At 33.7% G+C, this 12,213-nt stretch carries 13 protein-coding genes; all 13 read left to right on the top strand.

From position 1 onward, the window contains the following. Window positions 1-175: 175 nt before the first annotated feature. The 13 genes from COC46_RS11500 (at window position 176) to COC46_RS11440 (ending at window position 12,209) form a co-directional block, all read left to right on the top strand. Window positions 176-493 (top strand): DUF3870 domain-containing protein, encoded by a 318-nt coding sequence (locus COC46_RS11500; protein ID WP_098809855.1) that lies wholly within the window; start codon window positions 176-178, stop codon window positions 491-493. A 126-nt stretch (window positions 494-619) separates the two neighbouring features. Then, window positions 620-1,705 (top strand): dipeptide epimerase, encoded by a 1,086-nt coding sequence (locus COC46_RS11495; RefSeq protein WP_098809854.1) that lies wholly within the window; start codon window positions 620-622, stop codon window positions 1,703-1,705. Between the two features lie 81 nt (window positions 1,706-1,786). After that, window positions 1,787-2,758, top strand: coding sequence for a C40 family peptidase (locus tag COC46_RS11490; protein ID WP_369700048.1), 972 nt, complete (start codon window positions 1,787-1,789; stop codon window positions 2,756-2,758). Between the two features lie 804 nt (window positions 2,759-3,562). Continuing rightward, window positions 3,563-7,246: a M4 family metallopeptidase gene (locus tag COC46_RS11485; protein WP_098809852.1), complete on the top strand. Its 3,684-nt coding sequence runs from the start codon at window positions 3,563-3,565 to the stop codon at window positions 7,244-7,246. Window positions 7,247-7,366: 120 nt separating this feature from the next. Further along, window positions 7,367-7,807 (top strand): BsuPI-related putative proteinase inhibitor, encoded by a 441-nt coding sequence (locus COC46_RS11480; protein ID WP_098809851.1) that lies wholly within the window; start codon window positions 7,367-7,369, stop codon window positions 7,805-7,807. A 718-nt stretch (window positions 7,808-8,525) separates the two neighbouring features. Next, a complete protein-coding gene (gene gvpJ, locus COC46_RS11475) occupies window positions 8,526-8,747 on the top strand; it encodes a gas vesicle protein GvpJ (protein WP_098809850.1) in 222 nt (73 codons plus the stop codon). Between the two features lie 59 nt (window positions 8,748-8,806). Next, on the top strand, window positions 8,807-9,067 hold the full coding sequence (gene gvpO, locus COC46_RS11470) for a gas vesicle protein GvpO (RefSeq protein ID WP_098809849.1): 261 nt from the start codon (window positions 8,807-8,809) through the stop codon (window positions 9,065-9,067). 11 nt (window positions 9,068-9,078) lie between these two features. Further along, on the top strand, window positions 9,079-9,963 hold the full coding sequence (gene gvpN / locus COC46_RS11465) for a gas vesicle protein GvpN (RefSeq protein ID WP_098809848.1): 885 nt from the start codon (window positions 9,079-9,081) through the stop codon (window positions 9,961-9,963). 1 nt (window position 9,964) lies between these two features. After that, on the top strand, window positions 9,965-10,717 hold the full coding sequence (locus COC46_RS11460) for a GvpL/GvpF family gas vesicle protein (RefSeq protein WP_255294878.1): 753 nt from the start codon (window positions 9,965-9,967) through the stop codon (window positions 10,715-10,717). Next, a complete protein-coding gene (locus COC46_RS11455; RefSeq protein ID WP_098809847.1) occupies window positions 10,714-10,950 on the top strand; it encodes a gas vesicle protein GvpG in 237 nt (78 codons plus the stop codon). The genes COC46_RS11460 and COC46_RS11455 overlap by 4 nt, the downstream gene beginning before the upstream one ends. Further along, window positions 10,947-11,753: a GvpL/GvpF family gas vesicle protein gene (locus tag COC46_RS11450; RefSeq protein WP_098809846.1), complete on the top strand. Its 807-nt coding sequence runs from the start codon at window positions 10,947-10,949 to the stop codon at window positions 11,751-11,753. Before COC46_RS11455 ends, COC46_RS11450 begins: the two co-directional genes overlap by 4 nt. Next, window positions 11,750-11,950: a gas vesicle protein gene (locus COC46_RS11445; protein ID WP_098809845.1), complete on the top strand. Its 201-nt coding sequence runs from the start codon at window positions 11,750-11,752 to the stop codon at window positions 11,948-11,950. The genes COC46_RS11450 and COC46_RS11445 overlap by 4 nt, the downstream gene beginning before the upstream one ends. Continuing rightward, window positions 11,925-12,209 carry a gas vesicle protein K gene (locus tag COC46_RS11440; RefSeq protein WP_098809844.1) on the top strand — a complete coding sequence of 95 codons (285 nt, stop codon included), beginning with the start codon at window positions 11,925-11,927 and terminating at the stop codon, window positions 12,207-12,209. Before COC46_RS11445 ends, COC46_RS11440 begins: the two co-directional genes overlap by 26 nt. Window positions 12,210-12,213: the final 4 nt, after the last annotated feature.

Genomic DNA, 12,213 nt, shown 5'->3' with positions numbered 1-12,213 from the left:
AGAGTTTCAAAATAGTTCACATTTCCTTTTATTAAAACAGAATATTCATAATATATTGTCAAAAATAGATTTGTATATTAATATTAACTGTAAGCGATGACATATCCCGTTGCCAGTTCCTTTCTTTTTTTGAAGGAGTTATGCACGGAATACCTGTTTTGCGGGAGGAAATAAATTGTACAATAAAGATACTATTTATATTATTGGAGATGCAAAGACTTCATCCAATAATCCGATTATGCAAAAATATAATGCTTTTTTTATTGGATTGGTCGTCGATCGGACAAGTCATTTAATTGTGGATGCTGATTGTTCTGCTACTATTTCATTAACTTCATCCTTTGTGAAGCATTTATTCGAAGGGCAATCAATGTTAAATGTAGATGGAGTAATAGACGAAATTAGTTCGCGTTATTTTGGTTCATCCCAAAAAGCGTTGACTGTAGCATTTAAAAATGCACATATTAAATACATGCAAATAATTGAATCTTAATGCTGCTTTATCTATTCTCGTAGATGAAATCCAGCTATTAGCAGGGAAGTTTCCTTTCTAATAGCTGGATTTTTTATTTATTACGATAATTTAGAAGTTTATCCTCATTTAGAAAGGAAAAAAACGATGATTATTCAATCGATACAAGTGCAAACAGAAGTTTTCCCTTTAAAAAAACCTTTTAAAACGGCTCTTCGAACAGCTACCGAAATCGAGAACGTTTTTGTTTACGTTCAGCTGGAGGATGGAATCGTCGGAGTAGGAGCTGCAGCACCGACGCTTGCTATTACTGGAGAATCGAAGGAAAGTATTGAAATGATTTTAAAGTCAGTTCTTGCACCACTATTAGTAGGAAGGGATATTCGAAATATCAATGAAATCTCCCTATTAATTGAGGGCTCTTGTGTAGCAAATACAAGTGCAAAAGCAGCTATGGAGATAGCGCTATACGATGCACTTTGTCAGTATCTCAATCTCCCACTCTATCAATATCTTGGAGGAAGAACAAATCCATTAAAAAACGATATGACTGTGAGTGTTGGAACGGTGGATGAAATGTGCCGTGATGCTAGTCAAAACATCAAGGATGGATTTTCTACTTTGAAAATCAAAGTAGGAAAAGATTGGGAAAAGGATGTTCAACGAATTATGGCGATTCGAGAAAAAGTCGGCAATGATGTTGCCATTCGTGTAGATGCCAACCAAGGCTGGACGCCACGACAAGCTGTTTCCATTATCCAAGAATTGGAACAGTTGAATGCCAATTTAGAGCTAATTGAACAGCCGGTCCAAGCAGGAAATATTGAAGGACTAAAATTTGTTAAGCAGAATGTCAAAACACCAATTATGGCTGATGAAAGTCTTTTTTCTCCAGAAGATGCAGTTCGTCTAATTAAAGAAGATGCGGTTGATCTTCTAAATATAAAGCTGATGAAAACTGGGGGAATTAGAAGAGCAATGCAAATTGCAGATATAGCTGAAAGAGCGAATATTCCTTGCATGATTGGAAGTATGATGGAAACTTCTGTCTCCGTAATTGCAGCAGCACATATTGCCACTGCTCATCCAAATATTCAAAAAATCGATTTAGATGCTCCACTTTGGTTAAGGAATCAAGATTTTGATGGTATTGAATTTATCGGGGATGAAGTCCATTTATCATCTCTACCTGGTTTAGGGCTTAACCGAAGATTATCAAAAAGTCTTCGTTAAAATATGGAGAGGAGATTTACTATGAAAAAAACAAAAAATTTAATTTTGAGTTTATGTGTTGCAGGTACTTTACTTTCTACGATGACAACTCAGTCTTTAGCAAAAACGCAAGAAGAACTTACAACAGGTGAGACAGCCTATGTCGATGTGTCCGTTTCAACCCAATGGACAACAAATGGTAGATTCCAAGTTAGAGAGATTGATGCCCCTTCATTAAGTAATCCTGTTGATCCTCGTCAATGGTCAGCTAATATGGAAGATACTGAAGTCCGACGTTGGCTAACAAGTTATCTTGAAACACAAGCAGTATATGGTACAAAAGTAACCATATTAGAAGAGTCGGGTGACTGGGTGAAGGTAGCTGTTGATGGACAACCTACTCCACGTAACGAACAAGGCTATCCTGGTTGGATGCCAAAAAGGCAATTAACAACGGATGATCGATTAGAGAAGTATGCCGATACCCCATTTGTGATGGTATCAAGTCCAACAGCTTGGTTGTACGATGGAAAAGCTCTAAATCATAAGTTTATGGAGATTAGCTTTAATACTCGCTTACCTGTAGTGAAAGATTTTGGCAATGTTGTCATGGTGGCAACTCCAGATGATGGCAATAAATTTATAAAAAAAGAGGATGTCGCAGTCTATCAAAATGAAAATCAGTTCCCTAAGGCAACTCCTGAAAATTTAATTAAAACTGCAAAGCAATTCCTTGGTTTGCGTTACTTATGGGCTGGAGTATCAGGTTTCGGATTTGATTGCTCAGGATTTACACATAGTTTATTTAAGTCTTTTGGTGTAACAATTCCACGAGATTCAGGCCCTCAATCTAAGAACGGTATTGAAGTCAAAAAAGATGAGATTCAACCTGGTGACCTATTATTTTTTGCAAGTAAAAATGGAACTGGATCAGTTCATCACGTTGCAATGTATATCGGTGATGGTAATATGATTCAGGCGCCGAACGCTGCTAGAAGTGTTGAAATCATTCCATTAAACACTCCTGGCTATATTGAAGAATTCTCAGGTGCACGTCGATATTGGTCAGAGTAATAAAGTAAAAATGAAAACCATGGACTTCAACATTGAGTTCATGGTTTTTATTTTTACTTTATTTTCTGCTAGCCTATTTACTTCAATAATTATGATAATAAATTATATTTTTTCACTTTAATTGTTTATTTGACAAAGCCAAATGTAATTGTGGAAATATTGAATTATAGGAACAAAGATTCATTTTCTATTAAGTCTATAAGAATGATAGAGTAGGAGGTTAATGGACTACCAAAAAATTGCTAGTCTTTTGTTTTATTCAGCATTCTTAGTGTATCCATGAATGGTAGCTTATTCACAATATCGTTTTCTCAAACCCATCATGAAGGAAAAGGAGTTCATTCCTATAATGTGTATCCGCGGTGCATTTCTCGAATTCTGTAAGTGTAAAAAGAATCAGTATCATCCTATCTTCCTATTTATTTCATCACCCATCTACAAATTAAATCATTTCAATCTAAAATTCTGTATTGTTAATATTTCTGAATACTCATAATATTAAGACGTTGAGCGCTTAATCAATCTAAGATAAGTAGAATGGAGGGATTTATCGAATATTCACTTCAACTATTTTTATAGAATTTTTAATACTGGTTGTTGTAAGTTCTTATTAAAGCATGCACATCCCGAGTAATGTAAACATATCTTCACATTACTTATTTCTAAGCCACATTTTATTTTTTAAAAAATTAAGTTAATACAAAGCTAGTAAGTTGTTAGAAAGAAAAAGTAAGAGATTTTTAAAAATTTAATTAAATAATTAATGAGAGTTACAGATAATTCTAATTAAAAAGGAGTTTATTTATGATTAAAAAACTTTTGCCTATAGCAGCTTTAACCACACTAGCAATAACACAAACACTCTTTCCTTTTGTTTCAACTGCAGAGAATATACATGCAAAGCAATCATCAGTAGAGTACACAAATTCTAAAGAAGATATTGATTCTATTAGTCTAACAAAAACTTTTGGTACACCAAATTTTATGTCTGGTAAACTATCAGGATCAGAATCTTCAAAGGAATCTCCGGTAAAAACTGTTCTTGGCTTTTTAAATGATTCGAAGCATATGTATAAACTTAAAAAAAATCCAACAGAATCATTTAAAGTCATAAAACAAGAAAAAAGTAATTTGGGAGAACAGGTAGTTCGTTTTCAACAAGAATATAATGGTATTAAAATATTTGGTTATCGACAAATTGCTCATATAAAAAACGGAATTCTTCAATCTTTTTCAGGCTCTGTAGCTCCAGAAGCAGTTTTGGAAGAAGGGATTAAAAATGGTAAGAAAATTACTGAAGACGAGGCGATTAATCTAGCAAGGCAGGACTTAAAAATGAATCCAAAATTAACACAAACTCCTACTTCAGAGCTCACTATCTATATGAAAGAAGATAAAGCTAATTTAGTCTATCTTGTAAAATTAAATTTCTTAGAGCCAGAGCCAGGTAACTGGTACTACTTTATTGACGTAAAGACAGGCAAAATAGTTGAAAAATATAATTCAATTCATGAAGCTGGACAAGATTATGGAACAAAAACAACTATAATAGGTAAAGGAGTTCTAGGAGATACAAAAAGTATTATAGCGAATAAAGTAGAAAATAAATATTATTTACAAGATTTTACAAGGGGATCAGGAATTACGACATACGATGGTCAAATGAACGAAATTCTACCAGGAAAAATTTGGTTTGACGATGACGGGATCTTAAACGAAACTTACGATGCTGCAGCAGTTGATGCTCATTACAATACAGCAATCGCATATGATTTCTATAATAAGAAGTTTAATCTAAACAGTTTTGATAATCGTGGTGCTTCGATAAAGGCAACTGTACACGTCGGTAAGAATTATAACAATGCATACTGGGATGGATTTCAATTCGCATTTGGTGATGGGGATGGAAAGAATTTTATTCCATTATCAGGTGCGGTAGACGTCGTGGGTCATGAATTCACACATGCAGTAACCCAGCATACTGCAGAACTTGTTTATGCTAGTGAACCAGGAGCTATAAACGAGTCAATTTCAGATATATTTGGTACATTAATCGAAATTGATCATAAGAAAAGAGATAATTGGCAGATTGGAGAAGATGTTTTTACGCCTAATCGTTCCGGAGATGCTCTACGTTCTATGTCTGACCCAACGCTTAACGAAAATCCAGATCATTATAGTAATAGATATAGAGGTATACTGGATAATGGCGGGGTACATATAAATAGTGGAATCCCCAATAAAGCTGCTTATTTAATAAGTGAAGGTGGCTCACACTATGGTGTAAATGTGAAAGGCATTGGAAAAGATAAACTAGGTAAAATTTACTACAGAGCACTTACAAATTATTTAACTCCAGTAGCCGATTTTGTGCAATTGCGATTATGTGTTATCCAAGCGACAAAAGATTTATATGGGAAAAATTCACCTGAAGTACAAACAGTTGAAAATGCATTTGCAGCAGTAGGAATCTACCAAAAGCCTGATGAAAAAGAAATCCAAAAAGTAAAATTAAACACTCCAACAAGCTTTGAATTTAAAAAAGAAGGTGAGAGCAAGTGGTTTAAGTTAGATCCCCATTCTGCATTTGGACCGAACTCACATATAAATTTCACTATCGATGGTGCCCCTAATGGTGCTGGCCCTTTAATAACTGTATATAGAGATAAAAAAAGTGCGGAGGCAGGAAAGGCTTATTTCAATTATAGAGAAAACCCTAACTATCTTCTTTATCCACTTTCCAATGATTCAATTATTTATATAAAGGTAGAAAGCACTAAAGGTGGTAAATTTACTTTTAATAGTGAACCAATGTATCATCTACCATTTAATGAGCCTACTGGCTGCGTCCTGGAAGTTAGTGCTAAGCAAAATCCTTCAATTCTTAGCTTATTAGGTAGATTAAGAGATATAAGAGATAATATGTTACAACAAACTGATATAGGTCAAAGCATCTCCTCATTATATTATAGGATTTCTAAAGAAGTTTTAGGTGATGCAATTTTAAATTCTGAATTCCGAAATTCAGTAGCAAAAGATCTTAGAGAACTAGCAGGAGTAATAAAAGAGATTCAAAGGATCAGTGATGGCGAAAATAGTGATTATAAACTAACAAAACATGAAGTCGAAGTTATGAAGCATTTGAAAGAAACAGTTAATAAAAAGGCATCAAAAAAATCTGTTGAACAGCTTAATAAATATTGGGATAATTTACAATTAGATGAAGGAAAAACCCTTTTTGAAACCATCAAAGAATTTGGCTTAACTACAAATTCGTCGAATAAAATTATTGTTAAAGTGAAAAAAGGTGTGACTTTGGATCTACTTAAGGAAGTTGTACAAAAATCCTTAACAAAACTACGTCTTACAGAGACACCTAAAATTAATGCTTTGGGGAATAATGTAGTATCTATTGAAAATACGTTTATTTTAGAAGTAAAAAACAATCCTGGTGAACTAGTTAAACAATTGAAAAATGAAAAAATAGTTGAGTTTGTAGAAGTAAGCAAACAAACGCAAGCACTTAGTAATGATACTCAATATAAAACCCAATGGTCACTTGAAAATACTGCACAAGGAGCTGGAATGGATCAACCAATTGGCGGAGTAGTAGGAGCAGACATTAACTATAAAGAAATGGTGAAATTCCTCCGAGGGAAAAATCTCCCTGACACAGTAATTGCAGTTCTAGACACAGGGGTTGGATATGACTTTGATGATTTTAAAGGAGTAGTGTTAACAGATCAAGATTATGATTTTGTTCATAATGATGATGATGCTATAGACGAAAATGGACATGGGACGCAAGTAGCAAGTATCATCGGTGCTATATCCAATAACAAAAATTCAATGACGGGAATCAATCAACATGCAAAAATTTTACCAATTCAAGTATTAGATACAACGGGATTAGGAACCTTTGAAAATCTTGCTTTAGGAATTCGGTATGCTACTAATCATGGAGCTAAAGTTATTAATATAAGCGTTGGTGCATCTACACCTAGCCCAGTAGTAGAAGATGCGTTAAAATACGCAGTAAATAAAGGGGTAACGATTGTAGCTGCGTCTGGAAATGAGGCTGCATCAAAGTTAAGCTATCCTGCTAGTTCCGACTTTGTTATTTCAGTTGGTTCTACAGATAATAGTGATGCCCATAGTATTACTTCAAATACAGGCGAAGGACTTGATCTGGTTGCACCGGGTGAACGTATTCCATCGATATTTGCGAATGGAGATGTTTATTATAGTTATGGCACATCTATGGCAGCACCACATGTAGCGGCAGTTGCAGGTCTTTTCTATTCATTAAAAGCTAATATAAAAGTTTCGGAAGTGAAACAAGCGTTACAAGAGTCGGCCCATGACCTAGGTGACGCAGGTTATGACCAAAAATTTGGTTGGGGTCGTTTAGATGCTGCGGCAGCAGTGATGAAAGTTGGATTGAAAAAAATAAAACCAAAACCTAAACAAAAACATGAACTCCAATAATCGATAGAATTTATAAGTTGAAATTTCTATTGGGAAGCATAAATAAAGAGATAGGAGTTAACTTTGCTCCTATCCTATTAATAAGGAGTTGAATCATATATAAAAATCACTACTCTAATTGTGCTTACTATTACGTTACTCTGTAGTTGTACCCAATCTATTGTAAGTGATAAAAAGGAAAGTCGTATAAAGACTCAAGGGATTGCTTATTTAGGTATTGAAGCCACTTTAAAATCAGTAGAGGATAAAGGGGGCAAAAATTTTATTTTCACATTAAAAAACCAAAATGATTATCCTGTAAAACTAGTATTTTCTTCTTCGCTTGAATATGATTATAAAATCAAGAATCAAGAAGGAAATGTAGTTAAACAACGTTCATTGTATATAGCTTCTGTTCCCAAAGTAAAGAATATTACTTTAAAACAGGCAGAGGAATTAGTTTACATTGAAGATTATGATCAGTTAATCGAAGGATTGCCCATGAATTCATATACAGTAGAATTTAATTCTACAGCAAAAAGTGAGAATATCAGTGCAGCTATTGACTTTGAAATTAAGTAGATTACTTTTTAAAATAATTAAAAAACAATATGCAAAAATACTTAAAAAATTTATATATTAAATAGAAATTAGACTAATTTGCACGTAAATAAAATACAGGAATATAATTGTTGATATTTTTGTATGAACTGAGGAACTAGGCCTATATTGAAGAATTCTCAGGTGCTCGTCGTTACTGGAAAGAATAATTAAGTGATTTATTTTCTACTAATATAGTAAAGTTGAATAGAAGCTATCCTTAAAGTCAAAGTACTTTTTGGATAGCTTTTTTTATTTTAATTAATTGTAGACTTTATGCATAAACACGAACACTTTGGGAACTTGGCTTAATTATGGGTTAAACCGGCGTGAATAGACTCAGAACACATGTAAAAAGGACTAAAATGCTTAAAAAAATCGATTACAATTCAAAAAACTAGCAATTTTGATGGTTTTACTATAAGACAAGCCTCTTTTATATTATTGGTAAGTTCCTATTAAATTTTTAATTCTATGATACTAGACTTTTTATACGCTGATCGCTCAATTAACTAAGTTATATCAATGCTGGAAAAAATTGGATTGTAGGGATAACGACTCATTTTTGATTTAAGTCTATCACTCTCAACTTGCTTGTCCCATAGGATAGAGGGAAAGGATAGGAAATCAGTCGAGATGATGATATATTCTCGTTTTCTATCATTTCTTTCTTATTTTAATAGGAAAGGAGGGATACTTGATGGCATCCATTCAAAAAAGTGTAGATTCTTCAAGCCTAGCTGAAGTAATTGACCGTATTCTTGATAAAGGTGTTGTCATTGATGCATTTGTAAGGGTATCACTTGTCGGTATCGAGCTTTTAGCAATTGAAGCTCGTGTAGTAATCGCAAGCGTTGATACTTGGTTACGTTATGCAGAAGCAGTAGGGTTGCTGAAAGAAGAAGAAGAGGAAGTTGCTTAAGCAAGTAGGGCCAAGGCTTTATGCTTTGGTCTACTTTTTTAAACAAGGGGGCGGCTATTATGGAAATTATTAAAATACTAGAAGTAGTAAAAACTTTTTTTGGGCAATATATTCGACCAGTTCACAAAATTACTCATGTCCATAAATCTGACAAAGGCTGGGAAATAACCGTTGAGGTAATAGAGGAAAAAGAATATATGAAAGCTCATGCTAAAGATGAATTAGTAGGAGTTTATTCTGTTTTGCTTAGTGCTGAATTAGAAATTGTATCATTTCAAAGAAAATCGTTGCGTGCTAGAGGTGCAATACTTCAAGAGTGAGGGAGAGTATTATGGAAAAAAGCTTTGTATTATCTCATTATTTGCATAGCTTAATAGAACGGGTGGGTTCCTATTTGCAATCAGGATTTTCAGTCCATCTTACAGGACCAGCTGGTGTTGGAAAAACATCACTTGCACTTCATATTGCAAAACAGATGGGTAGACCGTTTATGTTAATACATGGAAATCATGAAATAACGAATAAGGATTTGCTTGGGAGTTTTAATGGATTTACCAACAAAAAAATAATCGATAATTACATTCATACTGTTTACAAGAAAGAAGAAACCTTTAAAGAAACGTGGGTTAATGGTCCGATCATAGAAGCTGCGACAAAAGGGTATACATTGATTTATGATGAATTCACTCGTTCGCATCCAGAAACTAACACCTTATTCTTATCAATTTTGGAAGAAAGAGTGATTCCTCTATATGGAATGAAAAGAAAAGAGTCCTTTTTGCCTGTGCACCCTAACTTTTCAGTTATTTTTATAAGCAATCCACAGGAGTATGTAGGCGTATTTGAAGCACAAGATGCTTTGCTTGATCGGATGATTACGATTCCGTTAGAAAAAATGGATGATGAAACAGAATGTGCCATTCTATCACATATTACTGGATTATCGGAAAAGGAAAGTCTTTATATTGTTAATTTAGTGCAATTTATCCGTTATCAATGTAGAAAGAATGATCCTCAAAGTCTACGTACCTCTATCAAGATCGCCACTATTGCAAAGCAAAAAAACATTCCAATTACAATTAACGATCTTCAGTTTCAAATATTGTGTACGGATATTTTTTGGTTTCATCTCAAACAAGCTGGTATAGTTCAAACGTACTCAAAGGCTAAACAATATATTGTTAAAACTATCAGTTTACAAATGGAGGGAAATTGATGTGAACGAAGGCGTTTATCCATTTTGTATAATTCAAACGAATACTGATCCCGATTTTGGTTTTACAAAGTGGGAAGGAGAGAACATAAAACTTTATCCAATTCGATATAAAGAAATTGTGATGATTGTTGCAGATGTTCCCAAAAAGGACTACCTTCCAACTAGAGCGAATGTACTTGCCCATCAAAGTGTAATCTCTATAGTAATGAAAGAGTTTACGGTCATTCCAATGAGTTTTAATAATGTATTTTCTACCCAAAGAGAGATTCATTTATTACTAGAAAAACTGTATGATGAACTGCAATCAATCTTTCAGAAAATAAACAATAAAATTGAAGTTGGTTTAAAAGTAATCGCGAAAAAAGAGTGGCTAGAAGAAGAAATACGGAAAAATGATGACATACAAAAGCTTAAGGAGAAAGTAAGTCAGCAGAAAGAAGCAGCTTTTTACGAAAAGATTCAACTTGGAGAAAAAACAAAAGACTTTTTCTATGCTCTGCGCCACAATCTATACAAAGCGATTTATTCACCTCTTTCTACAATTTCGAATGCCTCTAAATCAAATCCTCCTATCTATGAAACAATGCTTCTAAATGCTGCTTTTTTAATTGATTGCGAAAAAGAAGAAATCTTTGATGAAAAAGTTAATGAGCTCTATGAAATTTGGAAGGATAAAGTAGACTTCAAATACTCTGGACCATGGCCTGCTTATAACTTTATTCAGTTAAACATAACGGCAGGTGAGAGGCCATGATTTTTAAAGCTCTAGCTTTTCCGTTAAAATCAATCATTTTATTAGGTGAAAAAATAAAGGAAGAAGCTGACCGAGTTTTGTTTGACTCGAAAACAATTGAGCAGCAATTGATCCGACTACAAATGATGAATGAATTAGGAGAAATATCGCATGACATTTATGAACAGCAGGAAGAGGCACTTCTTTTACGATATCAAATCGCAAAAACGAAAGAACGGGAGGCGGGCAAATGAGCATTTATTTATATGGTTTACTACCGACAGTCCAACTGACAAATTCACCTTTTTATTCGGTGATGGGAATTGATCATACCCAAACCTGTATTGAAACTGATGAAAAAGTAACCGCAGTTTTCTGTAATGTAAGAGAAGAAGAATTTGCCGAATCTGTTCTAAAAGAGAAGATGGACAATCCAAAATGGGTACACAAGCATGCAGTTCATCATCATGAAACAACTGTGATTTATGCTAAAAACTATTTATTTCTTCCTTCTAAGTTTTGTACGGTCTATTCAAGTATCGATAAATTAAGAGAGGATTTATCGCAGGAGCATCTTACTATCGTTTCTCTTTTTGAGCAATTAAAGGAAAAAGAGGAATGGAACGTTAAGATGTACTTTGATAAATCGAAATTTTTTAAAGAATTGGAGCGACATAGTAAAGTCGTTCCAAATATGAGGGATGAATTGAAAGTACTATCTCCTGGGAAACAATTTTTCATGAAGAAAAAACAAGGACAACTACTTGAGAATGAAGCGCAAGCTGAATTACGTTTGATAACTCAAAGCTTGGAAAATACGCTAATAAATTCAACTTTTGGGAATAAAACAAGAGAAAATTGGAGCCGAAATGCTACTGGAAGAAATGTTGATATGATTTACAACAGTACTTCTCTAGTTTCAAAAGACTACAGAAAGAAATTTGAATTGCTTATCAAAGAATTTAAACAAAAGTATGAAGCTCAAGGAATTATTGTAGAGATTTCTGGACCATGGCCATTTTATCATTTTGCAAGTTTGGATACTAGAAAGATATGAATAGTATAAATGATAACATCACATTATTAGATATTTTAGATGGCGTTTTAGATAAAGGAGTAGTTATTACTGGTGATCTCATTCTTTCTATTGCAGATATTGACTTGGTCTATGTGAATATTAGCTTACTAGTGACAGCAGTAGAATCGATGCATGAAAGGGTGATGAAAAATGTCAGCGAATCGTGGAATAGCTGAGAGAATTAATATGAATCCAGAAGATATTGAACAAGGTTTAGCTCAACTAGTTCTTACAATTTTGGAATTGCTAAGGCAACTAGTGGAGCGGCAAGCTATTAAAAGGGTAGAGGGAGGATCACTTACGGATGAACAAATCGAAAAGCTTGGTACAGCCTTATTAAATTTAGAAGAAAAAATGGAAGAATTAAAAATTGTTTTTGGACTTGAAGGGAAAGACTTAAACATAGATTTAGGACCATTAGGAAACTTAATGTAAGAAA

It is taken from the genome of Bacillus sp. AFS041924 (assembly GCF_002577195.1).
Classification (GTDB): Bacteria; Bacillota; Bacilli; order Bacillales; family Bacillaceae_G; genus Gottfriedia.
The sequence above is the reverse complement of the archived record's forward strand: the minus strand, read 5'-3'. Positions and strand labels throughout refer to the sequence as shown.